At 71.5% G+C, this 17,767-nt stretch carries 17 protein-coding genes; 5 read left to right on the forward strand and 12 right to left on the reverse strand.

Annotation, left to right across the window (positions count from 1 at the left end):
* Positions 1–66: 66 nt before the first annotated feature.
* Complete coding sequence (locus tag ABT063_RS21535; RefSeq protein WP_351059051.1) at positions 67–1,200, forward strand: methyltransferase; 1,134 nt, start codon at positions 67–69, stop codon at positions 1,198–1,200.
* Here the strand turns inward: ABT063_RS21535 and ABT063_RS21540 are convergent.
* From ABT063_RS21540 to ABT063_RS21550, 3 genes are read right to left on the reverse strand one after another with little or no spacing between them, the layout of a single operon-like run.
* Positions 1,190–1,963: an AraC family transcriptional regulator gene (locus ABT063_RS21540; RefSeq protein WP_351058973.1), complete on the reverse strand. Its 774-nt coding sequence runs from the start codon at positions 1,961–1,963 to the stop codon at positions 1,190–1,192. The genes ABT063_RS21535 and ABT063_RS21540 overlap by 11 nt on opposite strands.
* Before the next feature lie 41 nt (positions 1,964–2,004).
* Positions 2,005–2,853 (reverse strand): class II fructose-bisphosphate aldolase, encoded by an 849-nt coding sequence (locus tag ABT063_RS21545; RefSeq protein ID WP_351058974.1) that lies wholly within the window; start codon positions 2,851–2,853, stop codon positions 2,005–2,007.
* 33 nt (positions 2,854–2,886) lie between these two features.
* Positions 2,887–3,768, reverse strand: a complete 882-nt coding sequence (locus ABT063_RS21550) for an SIS domain-containing protein (RefSeq protein ID WP_351058975.1) — start codon at positions 3,766–3,768, stop codon at positions 2,887–2,889.
* 121 nt (positions 3,769–3,889) lie between these two features.
* Between ABT063_RS21550 and ABT063_RS21555 the strand changes: the two genes are divergently transcribed.
* The 3 genes from ABT063_RS21555 to ABT063_RS21565 all read left to right on the forward strand — a co-directional run bounded on the left by ABT063_RS21555 (position 3,890) and on the right by ABT063_RS21565 (position 7,020).
* The gene (locus ABT063_RS21555; protein WP_351058976.1) at positions 3,890–4,669 is read left to right on the forward strand and encodes a DeoR/GlpR family DNA-binding transcription regulator; all 780 of its coding nucleotides are present in this window, start codon (positions 3,890–3,892) and stop codon (positions 4,667–4,669) included.
* Between the two features lie 72 nt (positions 4,670–4,741).
* Positions 4,742–6,571, forward strand: coding sequence for a glycoside hydrolase family 15 protein (locus tag ABT063_RS21560; RefSeq protein ID WP_351058977.1), 1,830 nt, complete (start codon positions 4,742–4,744; stop codon positions 6,569–6,571).
* Positions 6,572–6,813: 242 nt separating this feature from the next.
* Positions 6,814–7,020 carry an iron chelate uptake ABC transporter family permease subunit gene (locus ABT063_RS21565; RefSeq protein WP_351059053.1) on the forward strand — a complete coding sequence of 69 codons (207 nt, stop codon included), beginning with the start codon at positions 6,814–6,816 and terminating at the stop codon, positions 7,018–7,020.
* Between the two features lie 16 nt (positions 7,021–7,036).
* On the opposite strand, the gene ABT063_RS21570 is transcribed toward ABT063_RS21565, so the two are convergent.
* Positions 7,037–8,008 carry a DUF8832 domain-containing protein gene (locus ABT063_RS21570; protein ID WP_351058978.1) on the reverse strand — a complete coding sequence of 324 codons (972 nt, stop codon included), beginning with the start codon at positions 8,006–8,008 and terminating at the stop codon, positions 7,037–7,039.
* 165 nt (positions 8,009–8,173) lie between these two features.
* Between ABT063_RS21570 and ABT063_RS21575 the strand changes: the two genes are divergently transcribed.
* A complete protein-coding gene (locus ABT063_RS21575; RefSeq protein ID WP_351058979.1) occupies positions 8,174–10,420 on the forward strand; it encodes a heavy metal translocating P-type ATPase in 2,247 nt (748 codons plus the stop codon).
* Positions 10,421–10,484: 64 nt separating this feature from the next.
* Here the strand turns inward: ABT063_RS21575 and ABT063_RS21580 are convergent, their stop codons facing one another.
* The 8 genes from ABT063_RS21580 to ABT063_RS21615 all read right to left on the reverse strand — a co-directional run bounded on the left by ABT063_RS21580 (position 10,485) and on the right by ABT063_RS21615 (position 17,715).
* Complete coding sequence (locus tag ABT063_RS21580) at positions 10,485–10,937, reverse strand: phospholipase (protein WP_351058980.1); 453 nt, start codon at positions 10,935–10,937, stop codon at positions 10,485–10,487.
* A 171-nt stretch (positions 10,938–11,108) separates the two neighbouring features.
* Complete coding sequence (locus ABT063_RS21585; RefSeq protein WP_351058981.1) at positions 11,109–11,708, reverse strand: hypothetical protein; 600 nt, start codon at positions 11,706–11,708, stop codon at positions 11,109–11,111.
* A 4-nt stretch (positions 11,709–11,712) separates the two neighbouring features.
* Complete coding sequence (locus tag ABT063_RS21590) at positions 11,713–12,585, reverse strand: carbohydrate ABC transporter permease (RefSeq protein WP_351058982.1); 873 nt, start codon at positions 12,583–12,585, stop codon at positions 11,713–11,715.
* Positions 12,582–13,526, reverse strand: coding sequence for a carbohydrate ABC transporter permease (locus ABT063_RS21595; protein ID WP_351058983.1), 945 nt, complete (start codon positions 13,524–13,526; stop codon positions 12,582–12,584). The genes ABT063_RS21590 and ABT063_RS21595 overlap by 4 nt, the downstream gene beginning before the upstream one ends.
* Positions 13,523–14,806 (reverse strand): ABC transporter substrate-binding protein, encoded by a 1,284-nt coding sequence (locus ABT063_RS21600; RefSeq protein ID WP_351058984.1) that lies wholly within the window; start codon positions 14,804–14,806, stop codon positions 13,523–13,525. The genes ABT063_RS21595 and ABT063_RS21600 overlap by 4 nt, the downstream gene beginning before the upstream one ends.
* Positions 14,807–14,912: 106 nt before the next feature.
* Entirely contained in the window at positions 14,913–15,683 is a 771-nt protein-coding gene (locus ABT063_RS21605; RefSeq protein ID WP_351058986.1) for a cupin domain-containing protein, read from the reverse strand.
* Positions 15,680–16,603 carry a DUF6807 domain-containing protein gene (locus tag ABT063_RS21610; protein ID WP_351058987.1) on the reverse strand — a complete coding sequence of 308 codons (924 nt, stop codon included), beginning with the start codon at positions 16,601–16,603 and terminating at the stop codon, positions 15,680–15,682. The genes ABT063_RS21605 and ABT063_RS21610 overlap by 4 nt, the downstream gene beginning before the upstream one ends.
* On the reverse strand, positions 16,600–17,715 hold the full coding sequence (locus ABT063_RS21615; protein ID WP_351058988.1) for a Gfo/Idh/MocA family protein: 1,116 nt from the start codon (positions 17,713–17,715) through the stop codon (positions 16,600–16,602). Before ABT063_RS21615 ends, ABT063_RS21610 begins: the two co-directional genes overlap by 4 nt.
* Positions 17,716–17,767: the final 52 nt, after the last annotated feature.

Below are 17,767 nucleotides of genomic sequence, written 5' to 3' on the forward strand. Positions count from 1 at the left end.
GGTCCCATCCTGCCCGACAGGGCTGAGCTGCGGCTCGGCTAGCCTGGACGCACGATGAGCGACCGTATGACGACCCCGTGGGGCGAGCTCGCGCTGGCCCGCTTCCCCGAGGACCCGCGCGAGAGGCTGCGCGCCTGGGACGCCTCCGACGAGTACCTCCTCAGGCATATGGTGGACCGGGAGTTCCCGCTGTCCGGCACGGTCGTGGTGGTCGGTGACCGCTGGGGCGCACTGGTCACGGCGCTCGCGGCGCACCGGCCGGTGCAGATCACCGACTCCTTCCTCGCCCAGGAGGCGACCCGGGCCAACCTCGAACGCAACGGCGTGGCGACCGGCACCGTAAGGCTGCTGACCACCCAGGATCCGCCGCCCGACCGCGTCGACGTCCTGCTGGTGCGAGTGCCGAAGAGCCTGGCGCTGCTGGAGGACCAGCTGCTGCGGCTGGCGCCCGCGGTGCACGAGGGCACGGTCGTCGTCGGCACCGGCATGGTGAAGGAGATCCACACCTCGACGCTGCGGCTGTTCGAGCGGATCCTCGGCCCGACGCGCACCTCGCTCGCCGAGAAGAAGGCCCGGCTGATCTTCTGCACGCCCGAGCCGTCAGGGGAGCCGGCTGCCACCCCCTGGCCCTACGCTTACGTCCTCCCCGACGGGATCGGCCCCGTCTCCGGCCGCACGGTCGTCAACCACGCGGGCGTCTTCTGCGCCGACCGCCTCGACATCGGCACCCGGTTCTTCCTCCGGCACCTGCCGGACACGAAGGGCACGCGCCGGGTCGTGGACCTCGGCTGCGGCAACGGCGTCGTCGGTACGGCGGTCGCGCTGGCCGACCCCGAGGCCGAGGTGCTGTTCGTGGACGAGTCGTTCCAGGCAGTGGCCTCGGCGGAGGCGACGTACAAGGCGAACGGCGTGCCGGGGCACGCCGAGTTCCGGGTCGGGGACGGGCTGGCGGGGGTGCCGGCCGGCAGCGTCGACCTCGTGCTCAACAATCCGCCGTTCCACTCCCACCAGGCGACGACGGACACGACGGCGTGGCGGATGTTCGCCGGGGCGCGGCGCGCGCTCAGGCCGGGCGGCGAGCTGTGGGTGATCGGCAACCGTCATCTCGGGTACCACGTGAAGCTGCGGCGGCTGTTCGGCAACAGCCGACTCGTCGCCGGGGACCCGAAGTTCGTGGTGCTGAAGGCCGTCAAGAGGTAGCCGGACCCCGCAGCGCCCGGGGGGAGGCGCCCAGTTCGCGTCGGCACGCCTTGTTGAACGCCTGAAGGTCGGGGATGCCGACGGAGGCGGCGACGGCGGGGATGGACAGCGTCGAGGCGTGCAGCAGATGGTGGGCGCGATCGAGTCTGCGGCGGCGGATGTAGCCGACGACCGTGTCGCCGGTCGCGTCGCGCAGCAGCCGGGTGAGGTGGTTGTGCGAGACGCCCGCGGCCCGCGCGACCTCCGGGACGGTGAGCGGGGCGGCCAGGTGGGCCTCGATGTAGGCGATGGCGGCGCTGACGGCCGGATGCGGCCCGGGGCGTCCGGCGGCCGGGGCCAGCTCGGCGAGGCGCCACAGCGCGGTCCAGATCTCGGCGCGAGTGCGCTCGGGCTCGCGCGGCGCGGAGGCGACGGCCTGCCGCAACAGGGCGCTGAGGACGGGGAGTTCGAGGCCGGCGTCCTGCACCAGGGGCAGGGTGCGGGCGGGGCCCGCGGCCGGGATGCGCAGGTGGGCGTAGAGGTGCTGGGAGCGGCCCCGGTAGCGGTAGCGGACCGTGACGCCGGGCGGGACCAGGCTCACCCGGCCCGGGCGGATGGCGTGCGCGGTGCCGTCGACGACGAGCTCGGCGTCGTACTCGTACAGGTGCAGCTGCCACAGCTCGGGCAGCCGGAAGACATCGGTACGGCTCGCGACGCCGTGCACGCCGACTCCGGCGTTCGCCACGAGAGGCGGTTCGCCCGGGTGGAGCTCGGTCTCGCGCATGGCGGGAAGCTACCAGGGGGCGTCCGGGGCCGCTGTGCCGGTCAGCGGAGCACCCTGATCATCCCGGCCACCGCCCGCACCATCGCCTCCCGCCCCACGGTCAGGTACGCGCGCGAGTCGACCGCCTCGGGGTGGGCGGCCAGGAACCGCCGGATCGCGTCGGTCATGGCGATGTTCAGGGCGGTGCCGACGTTCACCTTGGTGATTCCGCCCGCGACGGCCGCGGCCAGCTCGGCGTCCGGGACCCCCGAGGAACCGTGCAGGACGAGCGGTACGGCCAGCGTCCCGGACAGTCTCACGAGGAGGTCGTGGTCGAGGGTGGCGGTGCGGGTGGTCATCGCGTGCGCGCTGCCGATGGCGACGGCGAGGGCGTCCACCCCGGACTCCGCGACGAAGGCACGCGCTTCGGTGGGGTCGGTGCGGGCCTCGGGAGCGTGGGCGTCCAGCGGCGGCTCACCGTTCTTGCCGCCCACCTCTCCCAACTCGGCCTCGATCCACAGTCCTTGGGAGTGTGCCCAGTCGGCGGCGGCCGAGGTCGCGGCGAGGTTCTCGGCGTACGGCAGGCGGGACGCGTCGTACATGACGGAGCTGAATCCGGCGCCGGGTGCCTGCCGAAGCAGGTCGTCGCTCTGTACATGGTCCAGATGCAGAGCCACGGGCACGGCGGCGCGTTCGGCGGCGGCGACGGCCGCGCGGGCGAGCGGGAGCAGTCGTCCGTAGCGGAACCTGACGGCGTTCTCGCTGACTTGGAGGACGACGGGCGCGTTCAGGGACTCGGCGCCTGCGATGACGGCCTCGATGTGTTCCAGCGTGATGATGTTGAAGGCGGGGACGGCGGACTGCTCGGCGGCGGCGCGGGTGACGAGTTCGCCGGTGGTGACGAGGGGCATGGCCTCTCCCTTTTCCTGAAGTTGCCCGGGGTCTCAGGGCGCGAGGATCACCGAGCGGGTGAGGTGGCGCGGCCGGTCGGGGTCCAGGCCGCGGGCCGCGGCGACGGCGACGGCGAGCCGCTGGGCGCGGACCAGTTCGGCGAGCGGGTCGAGGCCGCCCGCCACCCACAACCCGCCGGTGCCCCGCACCTGTTCGGCCAGTCCGTCCGGCGCGTCGCCGAGCATCCAGGTGGCGGTGCCCCGGGTGGTGATGCTGATGGGGCCGTGCCGGTACTCCATCGCCGGGTAGGCCTCGGTCCAGGCGAGCGAGGCCTCGCGCATCTTCAGTCCGGCCTCGTTGGCCAGTCCCACGGTCCAGCCGCGGCCGAGGAAGGTGAACTGCGTGCAGTCGACGAGCCCTTCGGGCAGCGGAGTGCCGAGCGCGGTACGGGCGTCGGCGACGACCGCGTCGGTGTGCAGGCCGAGGTGGGCGCGGAGCAGGGTCAGCGCGGTGGTCGCGAACCGGGTCTGCACCACGGACCGTTCGTCCGCGAAGTCGAGCACGACGACGTCGTCGGCGGCCGCCATGACGGGCGTGGCCGGGTCGGCGGTGAGGGCGCTCGTTCGCGTACGGCCCCTCAGCTTCTCCAGCAGTTCGAGGACTTCGGTGGTGGTGCCGGAGCGGGTGAGGGCGACGACCCGGTCGTACGGGCGGCCGTACGGGAACTCCGAGGCGGCGAAGGCGTCCGTCTCGCCCTGGCCCGATCCCTCGCGCAGCGCCGCCACCGCCTGCGCCATGAAGTACGACGTGCCGCACCCGACGATCGCGACCCGCTCCCCCGGCACCGGCAGCGCCCCGGCGTGCTCCCCCGCCTCCGCCGCGGCGCGTGTCCAGCACTCGGGCTGGCTGCTCAGCTCGTCCTCGACATGAGTCATGCCACACCTCCCTGACTTGATTTTTCTTGCAAGATATAGCGGACTTTCGAGCACAATCAAGCATGTCGACGCTCGCCGGACGCGCTAGGCTCGCCGGGAGATCGAGGATCGGAGGGTGCGGATGTCGCGCGACGCCCGCTGGCAGGCGCTGCTGGAACTGCTCGTGGAGCGGGGCCGGCTGGATGTCGAGGAGGCCGCCGCCGAGCTGGAGGTCTCGGCGGCGACGATCCGCCGCGACTTCGACCAGCTGGCCGAGCAGCAGATGCTCGTGCGCACCCGGGGCGGCGCCGTCGTGCACGGCGTGTCCTACGAGCTGCCGCTGCGCTACAAGACCGCCCGCCGCGCCTCCGAGAAACAGCGCATCGCCAAGGCCGTCGCGGAGCTCATCGCGCCCGGCGAGGCGGTGGGCCTGACCGGCGGCACGACCACCACCGAGGTGGCGCGCGCTTTGGCCGTGCGCGGCGACCTCGCGTCCGGCTCGCCCGCGCTGACCGTCGTCACGAACGCCCTGAACATCGCGGGCGAGCTGGCGGTCCGCCCTCAGTTCAAGATCGTGCTGACCGGCGGGGTGGCGCGCCCGCAGTCGTACGAGCTCGTCGGACCGCTCGCCGACGGCGTGCTCAGCCAGATCACGGTCGACGTGGCGGTGCTCGGTGTGGTCGCCTTCGACGTCACGCACGGCGCCTCCGCGCATGACGAGGCGGAGGCCGCGATCAACCGGCTGCTGTGCGAGCGGGCCGAGCGCGTGATCGTCGCCGCCGACTCCAGCAAGCTGGGCGGGCGGGCCTTCGCCCGGATCTGCGCGACCGACGCGGTGGACACACTGGTCACGGATACGGCAGCCGACGCGGAGACGGTGCGCCGCTTCGAGGAGGCGGGGCTCAGGGTCGTCGCGGTGTGAGGCCGATTCCCGGCATCTACGAGCCTGTTCCCACCTAAGCTGAGGGTGACGTACCGGGCCAGGGAGGCTGCGATGAGCGGAACACCGAGGGACCAGTACGCCTCGGGGACGTATCTGCCGATCGCCGAGCACGGGCTGATCGGGGATCTGCGCAGCGTCGCCCTGGTGGGGACCGACGGCACGATCGACTGGTACTGCTGTGGGGCCTTCGACGCGCCGAGCGTCTTCGCCTCGGTCCTGGACGCGGAGCGCGGCGGCTGCTTCGAACTGGCGGCGGCCGTGCCGGCCCGGACCAAGCAGTTCTATTTCCCCGACACCAACGTCCTGATCACCCGCTTCTCCACCGAGGACGGCGTCGGCGAGGTGCAGGACTTCATGCCCGTCGACGGCGGCTCGGTGGAGGCCGAGCGGCACCGGCTGATCCGGCGGGTCGTCTGCGTGCGCGGCTCCCTCCCGTTCCGCGCCCGCGTGGCGCCGCGGTTCGACTACGGCGCACAGCCGCACACTGTCCGCATGGCCGGCGACGTCGCGGTCTTCGAGTCCGCCGCGCTGTCGCTGGGGCTGACCGCGACCGTGCCGCTGGAGATCGACGGCCCGGACGCGCGGGCCGACTTCAAGCTGGCCGAGGGCGAGTCGACGGTGTTCGCCCTGGACCAGGTCGGCGGTGAGGTGGCACCGCGCCGGTGCGCGCGGACCGAGGCCGAGGAACAGTTCGACAGCACGGTGGCCTACTGGCGGCACTGGCTGTCCGCGTCGAAGTACCGAGGCCGCTGGCGCGAGATGGTGCACCGCTCCGCCCTCACACTGAAGCTGCTGACCTATGCGCCCACCGGGGCGATCGTGGCCGCGCCGACGACGAGCCTGCCCGAGCAGCTCGGCGGCGAACGCAACTGGGACTACCGGTATGTGTGGGTGCGCGACGCCGCCTTCTGCGTCTACGCGCTGCTGCGGCTGGGCTTCACCGGCGAGGCCGAGGCGTTCATGAAGTTCCTGACCCGGTACGTCAGTCCGTGCGACGGCGGGCAATCCGGCCCGCTGCAGATCATGTACGGCATCGACGGCCGCACCGACCTGACCGAGCGCGAACTCGACCACCTGGAAGGACACCAGGGCTCCGCGCCCGTACGGGTCGGCAACGCCGCCGCCGAACAGCTGCAGCTCGACATCTACGGCGCGCTCATCGACTCGATCTACCTCTACGACAAATGGGCCAAGCCGATCTCCAGCGACCAGTGGGACGACGTGTGCGCGCTGGTGGACTGGGTGTGCGAGCACTGGGACCAGCCCGACGAGGGAATCTGGGAGACCCGCGGCGGCCGCAAGAACTTCCTGTACTCGCGGCTGATGTGCTGGGTGGCGATCGAGCGGGCGATCCGTATGGCCAACCGGCGCGGTCTGCCCGCCGACCTGACCCGCTGGCGGGAGTGCCGCGACACGATCTACCGGCGGATCATGCGGCGTGGCTGGTCCGAGGCGCGGCAGGCCTTCGTCCAGCACGAGGACGGCGATGTGCTGGACGCGGCCGTGCTGATGATGCCGCTGACGAAGTTCATCGCCCCCACCGACCCCAAGTGGCTGTCCACACTGGACGCGCTCACCCGGGAACTGGTCTCCGACTCGCTGGTCTACCGCTACGACCCGGTGGCCAGCCCCGACGGACTGCGCGGCGACGAGGGCACGTTCTCCATCTGCTCGTTCTGGTACGTCGAGGCCCTGGTGCACGCGGGGCGGCTCGACGAGGCCCGGCTGGCCTTCGAGAAGATGCTCACCTACGCCAACCATCTGGGCCTGTACGCCGAGGAGATCAGCAACACCGGCGAGCAGCAGGGCAACTTCCCGCAGGCGTTCACCCATCTTGCCCTGATCAGCGCCGCGTTCAATCTGGACCGGGCCCTCGGCTGACGGCGAGAAGCCCTGCCTCGGAAAATTGCTGAGGCAAGCCTCCTTGTTCTGCTGGCGGCCATGTCGAGACCGCTCATCAGGCGCGCCGCTGTTCATCTTCCTGGTGCGGCACCGCAGGGTGGTGACCGTTTGACCGCCACGGAACCCCGCACAGCCCCTGAGTCCCGTCCCGCCCAACGCTCGCGTGTCGTCCGCACCCCCCACCGGGTGCCCCTGCGCGTGGACGTACGGGCCGGGACGGTCTGTCTGGTGGTGCTGGCGGCCACAGCCGGGGTGGGTGTACCGCGACGGCCACCTGCACGGGTGCGCTGCTGGTGGTCGCCGTGGACTACGCCTCGCAGCGCGTCCACCAGACGGCCCAGCTGCCGGTCGGCGTGCTGACCGCGGTGATCGGGGGCTTGCCTCTGGGGCCCCTGCCGCGGCGGCAGCGCCGGGCAGGCCGCATCTGAGGACCCGCCCGGGGTATCAGTGCCCGTGGCTGTCCGAGGACTCGTGGGCGTCCTTGGCGCCTGTGGACTCATCGCCCCCGCCTGCCGCGCCGGCCCGGACGGTGAACGCCGCCGTGTGGACCTCCCCCGCGTGCTTGAAGTCGAGGAAGAGCCGGTAGGTGCCGCTGCTCGGTGCCGTGGCCGTGAACGAGACGTCCGGGCCCGGCTTGGTCGTGCCGTCGCCGGGTTCGCCGTTCGGGTGGACGTGGAGGTAGGCGAGGTCGCCGGAGCGCAGGGCCACCAGGTGGCCGTACGCGCCGAGGTAGGGCTGAAGGTCGGTGACGGGCCTGCCGTTCCGGGAGACCTTCAGCTTCAGTTCGCCGGCCGTGCCCGGCCGCAGGCCGCCGTCCAGCTGGACCTCGTAGCCGTGGATCTTCGCGGTGGCGCTCGGCGCCGGCAGTTGCTGCGGCTGGTAGGGCCCCGAGGCCGCCAGGTCCGCGCCGAGGGTGAGGTTCTCGGCGTTCTTCTTCGCCGGGGTGAAGTCGGCGAAGACGCGGTAGCCACCGGCGCGGGGCAGCTCGACGGGGATGCTCCAGGTGCCGTCGGCGGCGCGGGTGGGGTGCAGATGGCGGTAGGTGACCAGGTCGCGGGAGGCGACGATGAGGTGGAGTTCCTTGTCGTGCTCCCGCTGGTAGGCGGTGACGGCCCGGCCGCCGCCGTCCCGGATGACGAAGCTCAGGTCGGTCTGGCGGCCGGCCTCGACGCGCGGTGTCCTCAGGTCGAGGGTGTAGCCGCTCTCGGAGATCTGCAGTCCGCCGGGCGGGGCCTGTTCCTGCCCCTCATGGCCGCCGCCTCCCCCCGATTGCGGTGACGCCTCGCTGTGACTCTCGTGGCGTGCGGGCGCGGCCTCGTCGACGACGGGGCCGACGCCCTTGCCCACGCCGTAGGCGGTGCCGAAGGTCGCGGCCAGCGCGGCGGCGAACGCGGTGATCTTCATTCCGGCATGCATGACGATCTCCTGGGATCCAGGGCCTGCGGGACGAGGCCTCAACACGACCAAACATACCCCTAGGGGGTATGAAGTCAACCCTCGCGAGTGACTTGCCTTGGATACCCCCTAAGGGTATACAGGACTAGCCAGCAACGGTACCCCCACCCCGTATGAGGAGCAGCGATGTCCACCACCGGGATCGGCGCCGAGGTAGAACTCGCCATCGGCGGCATGACCTGCGCCTCGTGCGCAACGCGCATCGAGAAGAAGCTGAACCGCATGGAGGGGGTGACCGCCACCGTGAACTACGCCACCGAGAAGGCGAAGGTCAGCTACGGCGGTGGCGTCTCCGTGCGGGACCTGATAGCCACCGTCGAGGCGACCGGGTACATGGCGCAGGAACCCGTGCGGACCGAGCCGGAGAGCGAGGACACGAGGGCGGACGACGGACTCCGGCCGTTGCGGGAGCGGTTGGTCACCGCGGTGGTGCTGGCCGTGCCCGTCATCGCGATGGCCATGATTCCGGCCCTGCAGTTCGAGTACTGGCAGTGGCTGTCGCTGACGCTGGCGGCGCCGGTGGTGACCTACGCCGGGTGGCCCTTCCACAAGGCGGCGTTCACCAACGCGCGGCACGGCACGGCCACCATGGACACGCTGATCTCGGTCGGTACGACGGCCGCGTTCGGCTGGTCACTGTGGGCACTGTTCTTCGGGACCGCGGGCGAGCCCGGCATGACCCACCCCTTCGAGCTGACCATCGCCCGAGGTGACGGCGCCGGGAACATCTACCTGGAGGCCGCCGCCGGAGTCACCGCCTTCATCCTGGCCGGGCGGTACTTCGAGGCCCGGTCCAAGCGCAAGGCGGGCGCGGCCCTGAAGGCGCTGCTGGAGCTGGGCGCGAAGGACGTCACCGTGCTGCGTCCCGACGGCGGCGAACAGACCATCGCCATAAAGGACTTGAAGGTGGGCGACCGCTTCCTCGTCCGCCCCGGCGAGAAGATCGCCACCGACGGGACGGTCGTCGAGGGCTCCTCCGCCGTGGACGCCTCGATGCTCACCGGCGAGTCCGTGCCCGTGGAGGTCGGTGCCGGCGACGCGGTCACCGGAGCGACGGTCAACGCGGGCGGGAGGCTCGTCGTCGAGGCGACCCGCGTGGGCGCCGACACCCAACTGGCCCGGATGGCCAAGCTGGTCGAGGACGCCCAGAACGGCAAGGCGGCGGCCCAGCGGCTCGCCGACCGGATCTCCGCCGTCTTCGTTCCGATCGTGATCGCGCTCGCCCTGGGCACGCTGGGCTTCTGGCTCGGCAACGGCGCGGGTCTGACAGCCGCCTTCACCGCCGCCGTCGCGGTCCTGATCATCGCCTGCCCGTGCGCCCTGGGCCTGGCCACGCCGACCGCACTGCTGGTCGGCACCGGACGCGGAGCCCAGCTCGGGATCCTCATCAAGGGTCCGGAGGTCCTGGAGTCCACGCGCAAGGTCGACACCGTGGTCCTCGACAAGACGGGCACCGTCACCACCGGCCGCATGACCCTGGTGGCCGTGCACGCCGCCGACGGCACCAAGGAGGCCGAAGTCCTGCGGCTGGCGGGCGCGTTGGAGCACGCCTCCGAACACCCGGTCGCCCGCGCCGTGGCCGAGGGGGCGCTGGAGAAGCTGGGTTCCCTGCCCGCGCCCGAGGACTTCGCGAACGTGCCCGGTCTCGGCGTGCAGGGCATCGTCGAGGGACATGCCGTCCTGGCCGGGCGGGAGCGGCTGCTCACCGACTGGGCGATGGAGCTGCCGGTGGAGCTGGCCCGGGCCAAGAGCGAGGCCGAGTCGGACGGCCGTACGGCCATCGTGGTCGCGTGGGACGGCGAGGCGCGCGCGGTCCTCGAAGTCGCCGACGCGGTGAAGGAGACCAGCGCCGAGGCGATCACGCGGCTGCGCGCCCTCGGTCTGACCCCGATCCTGCTGACCGGCGACAACAAGGCCGTGGCGCAGTCGGTCGCCCGCGAGGTCGGCATCGCACCCGAGGACGTCATCGCCGAGGTGCTGCCGCAGGACAAGGTGAATGTGGTCAAGCGCCTTCAGGACGAGGGCCGTTCGGTCGCCATGGTCGGCGACGGCGTCAACGACGCGGCCGCGCTGGCGCAGGCCGACCTGGGCCTCGCCATGGGCACCGGCACGGACGCGGCGATCGAGGCCGGCGACCTGACCCTCGTACGGGGTGATCTGCGCGCCGCGGCCGACGCCATCCGCCTGGCCCGCAGGACCCTCGGAACCATCCGGTCCAACCTGTTCTGGGCCTTCGCCTACAACGTGGCCGCCCTGCCGCTCGCCGCGGCCGGCCTGCTCAACCCGATGCTCGCCGGGGCGGCGATGGCGTTCTCGTCCGTGTTCGTGGTCGGCAACTCCCTGCGGCTGCGCTCCTTCCGGGCCGCGGACTGAGCCGACCCACCTCAAAGGGGGGCGCCGCGCAGGCGGCGCCCCCTCCATGTGAACCGGCTACCGGTCAGCCGAAGGCCTTGACGGCCTGGTAGTACGTCCACGCCGTGCTGTTGCAGGCGGTCTTCGTGCCGCCGCTGTACTTGGCGCACACGCGCTTGAGGTCCTCGTGGAAGGCGCTGTCGAGGCGCGTCTTGTTGGCGCTGAACGTGCCCGCGGCCTTGTAGTTGCGGTAGCCGAAGTCGTGCCGGGCGCAGGACATCTGGAAGGGGAAGCCGAACGGGTTGTCCGGCGAGGAGGAGCAGTGGTCGGTGGACCAGTCGAACGCGTAGGCGCTCCAGGCGGCCTGGTTCGCGCGGGCGGCGGCCCAGGTGTTGTAGCTGGACGCGCTGGTCTGGGTCCAGCTCGCGAGGACCTGGGGCTTGTCGGCGGGAGCGGCGTCGGCGGCTGCGGCGGTGCCGACGACGGTGATCAGGGCCAGCGTTGAGGCGGCCATACCGGTGGCGAGTCTGCGGTGCATCCCACACCTCCATGAGGCTGCGACCTCCCTCGGGCCGCAGGTTCATGACAAGATGATTGACACCGCGACGGTGCTTTCACACCGCATGTGCCCTAATCGCCTCTTAACTCTTGGACATGCCAGGAGATCGGAGCGTGAACAGGGCCGAATCTCCTGGCCGGTGATGTCCCGTCAGGCTTGTCGCGCGGCGCTGCGCCGCACGTCGACCGCGGTGAGCGCCAACGCCAGCGGCCCCGGGGCGAGGAAGGCGAGCGGCACCAGCATCCAGGCGCACGCGGCGGCCGTCGCCACCGCGAACAGCACCAGGGCGCTGCCGCCCGCATCCCCTACGGTGTCCCGCGCGGCCTCGCGGACAGCGGCAGGCCAGTCGGTGAGCGACTCGGGGCGCGCGCACGCCCTGAGGCCCACCACCAGGGCGCCCGCGCCGATCGCGGCGGCCACCACCGCGAACAGCGCGGCCCCCGGCAGCCCCGCCCCGGCCAGCGCCAGGTCCGCGGCGAACAGCAGCGCGCCCGCCAGGGCGACGGCCCCCGCCGCCAGGTCACCGGCCCGCAGCCGTCGCCGTAGCACCGCGAAGTACCGTCCGGCGGTGGCCGGTTGCCCCTCCCCCGCGCCTCGCAGCACCGCGCACGCGCTCGACAGCGCGGCCGGGACGGTCACCAGCGGCAGACAGGCCACCGCGGTGGCGAGGCCGACACTCAGCATGTCGGCGAACAGGGTCATCCGGGGCCCGAAGACCTCGCCCGGCTCCCGGGTCTGCATCTCACTCATCCCGCTACCCCTTGAGTCCGGAGCTGGCCATGCCCTCCACCAGGAAGCGCTGGAAGGCGAGGAAGAACAGCACGATCGGCAGCAGCGCGATCACCGACATCGCGAACATCGGGCCGAACGAGGACTGGCTGGAGGCGTCCACGAACGACCTCAGGGCGAGCGTGAGCGTGAACTTGTCCGGGTCGAACAGGTAGATGAGCTGGGTGAAGAAGTCGTTCCAGGTCCAGATGAAGGTGAAGATCGCCGTGGTGATCAGCGCGGGCCGGGTGAGCGGCAGGACCACCTGGAAGAAGCTGCGGAAGGGGCCGCAGCCGTCGATGCGGGCCGCCTCCTCCAGCTCGCGTGGCAGACCGCGCATGAACTGCACGATGAGGAAGACGAAGAACGCCTCGGTGGCGAGGAACTTCGGCAGGATCAGCGGCCAGTAGGTGTTCACCAGGCCCAACTGGTTGAAGATGATGTACTGCGGGATCAGGATCGCGTGGTGCGGCAGCATGATCGTGGCGATCATGAAGGCGAACAGCGGGCCGCGGAAGCGGAACCTGAGGCGTGCGAAGGCGTAGGCGGCGAGCGAGCAGCTGATGACGTTGCCGAGGACCGCGCCGCCCGCGATCAGCAGCGAGTTGGACAGCAGCCGCCATACCGAGACGTCGTTCACACCCTCGAAGGCGGTCTTGTAGTTCGACCACTCGAGATGGCTGGGCAGCAGGTCGAGGCTCGCGATGACCTCGTTCGCCGGCTTGAGCGAGGTGGCGAGCAGCCAGGCCAGCGGGTAGAGCATCACCAGCAGGGCGGCCAGGCAGCCGAGGTGCAGGGCGATGCGGCCCCACGCGACGGGCTTGCGGGGAGCGGCGGTTGAGGTGGCGGTGGTGGTCATCGGTCCCCCTCGGACGCGTAGAAGACCCAGGAGCGCGAGGTGCGGAACAGCACCGCCGTGACGACGCCGATGACGAGGAGCAGCACCCAGGCCATGGCGGAGGCGTAGCCCATGTGGGAGGCGACGAAGCCGCGGTCGTAGAGGTACATGGTGTAGACGAGCGTGGAGTCGGCGGGGCCGCCCTTGCCGGCGCTGACCGCGAAGGCGGGCGTGAACACCTGGAAGGCCTGGATGGTCTGGAGCACCAGGTTGAAGAAGAGCACCGGGGACAGCATCGGCACGGTGACGGACAGGAACTGCCGCCACTTGCCCGCCCCGTCCACGGCCGCCGCCTCGTACAGCTCGGCGGGTATCTGCTGGAGGCCCGCGAGGAAGATGACCATCGGCGCGCCGAACTGCCAGACCGTCAGCAGCGCCACGGCCAGCAGCGCCCAGCCGGGCTTGTTGACCCAGCCGCCGGTGCCGAGCAGGTTGTCGACGGTGCCGCCGTCGTTGAAGACCGCCCGCCAGACGAGGGCGATGGACATGGAGGCGCCGAGCAGCGAGGGGGCGTAGAAGGCGGACCGGTAGAAGGCCTTGCCGCGCTTCATGGACTTCAGGGCGAGCGCGACGACGAGGGCGAGGGCCAGTTGCAGGGGGACGGCGATGACGACGTACGTCAGGGTCGTCACGACCGAACGCCAGTAGCGTGGGTCCTCGGTGAACATCTGCGTGTAGTTGCGCAGGCCCACCCAGTGCGGTGGATCGAAGAGGTTGTAGTCGGTGAACGACAGGTACAGCGACACGGCCATCGGCAGCAGCGTGAGGACGCTCGCGCCGAGCACCCACGGGGACAGGAACACCCAGGCGGCGCCCTCGCGTTCGCGCTTGGGGCGGCGCTTCGGGGCGGTGGCGGGGCGCTTCGGTCGTGCGGTGGGCGCGGGGATGTCGGTGGTGGTCATGACCTCAGCTCCGCCTTCGCCTCGGTGACGTAGTTCTCGGCCGCCTCGCGGGGCGACATGCGCTCGTACGACACCTGGTCGTAGTCGCGCTGGAAGGTGGTCTGCAGGGCGTTGTCGCCCGAGGGCGGGGCCTGCGGCGGGTCCTTCAGGGTGCCTTCGAGGGAGGCCTGGTAGTCGGAGATGGTCTTGTCGAAGTCCTTCAGCCGTGGCGCGGTTTCCTTCCGGATGGTCTCGTTGACGGGGATGCCGCGGGTCGCGCCGAGGATCCCGGCCGCCTGTGGGTCGTTGATGAGGAAGTCGACGAGCTGTGCCGCCTCCTTCGGGTGGCTGGTGTTGGCGGAGACGCCGAGGAACATCGACGGCTTGAAGTACTGGCCGGGCGTGCCGTCCGCGCCGGACGGCATCGGGGCGAGCACGATGCCGCTCGGGACGAGGGCGAGGAAGCCGCTCGCCGGGGCGTCCCAGTTGGCGTCGCTGACGGCCTTGCCGCGTCCGAGCGGGGTGTTCTCCACCGTTCCGTCGAGCTGGGTGGTCTGCTCGGCGGGCGAGACGGCACCTTCGCGGCGCAGCTTGTCGGTGAAGGTCCACCACTCGGTCAGGTCGTCGGCGGTGAAGCCGAGCCCGCCGTCCTTCGTGTAGAGGGACTTGCCCTGGCCGCGCAGCCAGACCTCGAAGGCGTCCTCGCTCCAGCCGAGGTCGGTGCCCCCGGGTTTGCCGGTCTTCTTCGCCAGCGCCCGCATGGCGTCGGCCCAGTCGCTCCAGGTCCAGCCCCGGCGGGGGAGCGGTACCCCCGATTCCTTCCAGGTCTTGACGTCGTACACGACGGTCTCGGTGCCGCGGCCCTGCGGGATCGCGTACTGCGTGCCGTCCACGCGGCCGGTGTCGAGCAGGCCCGGGTCGATCTCGGACGTGCGCAGGACGGCCTTCTGTTTCGCGAGGTCGAGCAGGACGTCCCCGGAGGCGTACTGGTCGATCTGGCGGTAGTCGAGCTGCATCACGTCGGGTGCGTCGCCGCCCGCGGCCTGGGTGGCGAGCTTCTGTTTGTAGGCGTCGTAGCCCGAGAACGACGTCTGCACCGATATGTTCGGGTGCTGTTTCTCGAACAGGGCGACGGCCTGCTCGGTGCGTTCCGCGCGGTCGGGGTTGCCCCACCACGTGTAGCGCAGCACGACCTTGCCGCCGCCCACCGAATCCCCGGATCCCCCGCAACCGGCCAGCACCGCACAGAGTGCGAGTGCGGCGGCCGTTGCGCAGAACCCCTTTGTCCTGTGTCCGGGCATGCCGAGGTCACCTCTTTCTCTCCTCGGACTTTCTGTTGACGCCCCCCTGCACTCCCCTGGCGGTTCTCCTCAACGCCCTTTGATCAGCCCCCCGTTCGGCGCGCCGCTACTCGCCCCCGTACGGCAGCGTCGTCCCCGGCAGGTTGTACTCGTCCCGCCGGCCGCACATCCCGAAGCCGCCGAGCCTTGTGGGCGCGGTCTCGTACGCGGTCGCCTCGGCGAGATACGCCGGATCGCCGTCCGCCAGTGCGTCGAGCTGGGCGCCGGTGCGTTCGGCGGTGGCGAGCGCCCCGGCCCGCCACAGCTCGCGCCAGTTCGGCACCTTGGCGCGCACCAGCCGCGCGGCGGCGCGCTGGAACTCGGCGTACGGACCGTTGTCGCCGGCGACGAGGGCCTCGCGCAGGACGAGGTAGCCCTCGACGGCGAGGTCCCTGCGGCGCCGGGCGGCCGTCGCCGTCTCCTCTCCCGTGCCGGGCGGGAGCGTCGCCGCCGCCGCGTACTTCTCGGGGTCGGCGAGCACCTCGGGCGGGAAGGTGAAGACGGCGTCCCCGGCCTCGGGCAGTCCGCTGTTCTGCATCAGCACGGTGATGCGCAGTTCGCCGCCCTGCACCATGCGGTGCACGGTCCCCGGCGTGAACCAGGCGACCGAGCCCGCCTCCAGGGGGATGTCCCGGTAGCCGTCGGGGCTCAGCGTCTGCACCGCGCCCCGGCCGCCGGTGACGACGTACGCCTCCGTGCACACCAGGTGCAGATGCGGGCTGCCGCCGCACACGCCGTCGGCGGCCTCCCAGTCGTAGGCGCTGAGGTGGGAGAGGCCTACGGCGCCGGGCAGCGGGTGCGGGAGCGTGGGCTTCACGGTTGCTGCGGGGTCGCTCACCACGGCAGGCCCTCCAGGTACGTGCCGACTCGGTCTCGGTCCCAGGCGCCGTCGGCGACGACGACCCGGTAGCGGTAGGCGAACGACTCGCCCGGCGGCAGCTCGACCTCCTCGAAGAACGCCCAGGAGAACGCGACCGTCGGGAACGGCTCGGAGCGCACGAACCAGTGCGACTCGTGGACGGCCGTCTTCTCGTCGAGGTTCTCGGGGGCGTGCGCGAACACGAGCGTGGAGTGCGCGTCGACCTCGTCGTGTTCGGTGGTGAACGCGAGCCACGGCCCCTGGGAGCCCATCAGCTTCTCGGCGTCGGTGTCCGGGGCGAAGACGGTGCCACCGGTGAAGTCGCGCGGCCCGCGCCACTGGAGTCCGGTGTAGCCGGCCATCTCGCGGCCCGCGGTGGTCGGGGAGCCGAAGGCCAGTGGTGCGTCGCGGATGTTGGTGAGGCGGATCGACCAGTCCAGGGCCCAGGCCCCGGCCTCCTCGTCGACCGAGTGGACGACGATGCCGCGCTCCTCGCGGGCCCATTCCTGGCCACCGTTCTCGACCCAGGTGAGGTTCTCGGCGAAGGTGAGCCGGTCGTCCTCGACCTCGAACACGGGGAAGCCGTCGTGCCGCATCGAGCCGACGCGCTCGGGCAGGCGCAGGTACCCCTGGCCGTGGACGTAGCAGTTGCCGCCCCAGAAGTTCTGGCCGGACAGATGGCTCGCCGTCATCTGCAGGCCCTTGTGCCAGCGGTGGTCGTTCGGGCGGTAGCCGGTCACCGTACGCCCGGCGAGGGTGCGCACCGGGTGGGCGTAGGGCTTGCGGGACTCGAAGGCGTCGGGGTCGGGGCGGTAGACGTAGCGGAGGATCTCGGTGCCGTCCGCGGTCGCCACGGCGATGTCCTCGCCGTGCGTGTGACGGACGCGGATGGTGCTCATGCGCTCTCCTTGGGGGCCCAGTCGGGGTGCTCGCCGTGCATGGACGGGTAGAAGGGGTCGCCGGGTCCGATCTCGCCGGCGTGCACCGGGCCGCCGGTGAACGCCGCCTTGTAGAGGGCGGCGGCGAACTCGAGGGTGGCGCGGGCCTCGGGGCCGCTGTTCGGTGGCCTGACACCGTTGTCGTACGCGTCGAGGAGGGCGCCGAGCTGTGCCGTGTGCGAGCTGGGCACGTCCGCGGCGGGGGTGCGCCAGGCGGCGGTGCGCTCGGAGGCGACGTGCGGGGCCGGGGTGTAGACCCAGTCGTCGTTGCGGTGCCCGTACAGGTGGGTGAGCTCGACCGTGGCGTCCGCGCAGTCGATGCGGATGCGGCTGACCTCGTCCGGGGAGAGCACGCTGTTGACGACGGTGGCCAGCGCGCCGTTCGCGAACCGTACGAGGGCCGTGGAGACGTCCTCGCTCTCGGTGTCGTGGACCAGGCGCGCGGCCATGGCCCGCACCTCCGTCCACGGGCCGAGCAGATGCAGCAGCAGGTCGTACTGGTGGATGCCGTGTCCCATGGTCGGCCCGCCGCCCTCGGTGGACCACTTTCCGCGCCAGGGCACGGCGTAGTAGGCGGCGTCGCGGTGCCAGGTGGTCTGGCAGTGCGCGACCAGCGGGGCGCCCAGCTCGCCGCTCGCGATCAGCTCGCCGGCGTGGACGGCGCCGGAGCCGTAGCGGTGCTGGAAGACCACGGAGGCGTAGGCGCCGGAGGCCTCCTCGGCCGCCGCGATCTCGTCGTACTCGGCGAGCGACAGGGTCAGCGGCTTCTCGCACAGCACCCAGGCGCCGGCCTTCAGCGCGGCGACCGTCTGCTCCCGGTGCAGGGACGGCGGCGTGCCGATGAGGACGAGGTCGGGCCGTACGGCTTCCAGCATCGCGTCGACCGAGGTGTGCCCGGCGACCTCCCCGCCGGCGAGTTCCCGGAACTGGTCGAGCCGGTCCTGGTCCACGTCGACGGCGGCGACCAGTTCCGTCCGGTCGGCGTGGGCTCTGAGGGCGGGCAGGTGGCTGCCGCTGACGATGGCGCCAGTACCGACGACGGCGACCCGGCGACGGGCTGGGAGCGGGGGCATGCGGTTCTCCTGGGACGGCTCGGACACGCAGAAAGCGCTTGCTCTCAGGGAG

This window comes from Streptomyces sp. NPDC002838 (assembly GCF_040295365.1).
Lineage (GTDB): Bacteria > Actinomycetota > Actinomycetes > Streptomycetales > Streptomycetaceae > Streptomyces.

Excerpts from the sequence above, each read along its gene's own strand:
- ABT063_RS21535 (WP_351059051.1), top strand. The coding sequence starts at position 67 with ATGACGACCCCGTGGGGCGAGCTCGCGCTGGCCCGCTTCCCCGAGGAC.
- ABT063_RS21540 (WP_351058973.1), bottom strand. The coding sequence starts at position 1,963 with ATGCGCGAGACCGAGCTCCACCCGGGCGAACCGCCTCTCGTGGCGAAC.
- ABT063_RS21545 (WP_351058974.1), bottom strand. The coding sequence starts at position 2,853 with ATGCCCCTCGTCACCACCGGCGAACTCGTCACCCGCGCCGCCGCCGAG.
- ABT063_RS21550 (WP_351058975.1), bottom strand. The coding sequence starts at position 3,768 with ATGACTCATGTCGAGGACGAGCTGAGCAGCCAGCCCGAGTGCTGGACA.
- ABT063_RS21555 (WP_351058976.1), top strand. The coding sequence starts at position 3,890 with ATGTCGCGCGACGCCCGCTGGCAGGCGCTGCTGGAACTGCTCGTGGAG.
- ABT063_RS21560 (WP_351058977.1), top strand. The coding sequence starts at position 4,742 with ATGAGCGGAACACCGAGGGACCAGTACGCCTCGGGGACGTATCTGCCG.
- ABT063_RS21570 (WP_351058978.1), bottom strand. The coding sequence starts at position 8,008 with ATGCATGCCGGAATGAAGATCACCGCGTTCGCCGCCGCGCTGGCCGCG.
- ABT063_RS21575 (WP_351058979.1), top strand. The coding sequence starts at position 8,174 with ATGTCCACCACCGGGATCGGCGCCGAGGTAGAACTCGCCATCGGCGGC.
- ABT063_RS21580 (WP_351058980.1), bottom strand. The coding sequence starts at position 10,937 with ATGCACCGCAGACTCGCCACCGGTATGGCCGCCTCAACGCTGGCCCTG.
- ABT063_RS21585 (WP_351058981.1), bottom strand. The coding sequence starts at position 11,708 with ATGAGTGAGATGCAGACCCGGGAGCCGGGCGAGGTCTTCGGGCCCCGG.
- ABT063_RS21590 (WP_351058982.1), bottom strand. The coding sequence starts at position 12,585 with ATGACCACCACCGCCACCTCAACCGCCGCTCCCCGCAAGCCCGTCGCG.
- ABT063_RS21595 (WP_351058983.1), bottom strand. The coding sequence starts at position 13,526 with ATGACCACCACCGACATCCCCGCGCCCACCGCACGACCGAAGCGCCCC.
- ABT063_RS21600 (WP_351058984.1), bottom strand. The coding sequence starts at position 14,806 with ATGCCCGGACACAGGACAAAGGGGTTCTGCGCAACGGCCGCCGCACTC.
- ABT063_RS21610 (WP_351058987.1), bottom strand. The coding sequence starts at position 16,603 with ATGAGCACCATCCGCGTCCGTCACACGCACGGCGAGGACATCGCCGTG.
- ABT063_RS21615 (WP_351058988.1), bottom strand. The coding sequence starts at position 17,715 with ATGCCCCCGCTCCCAGCCCGTCGCCGGGTCGCCGTCGTCGGTACTGGC.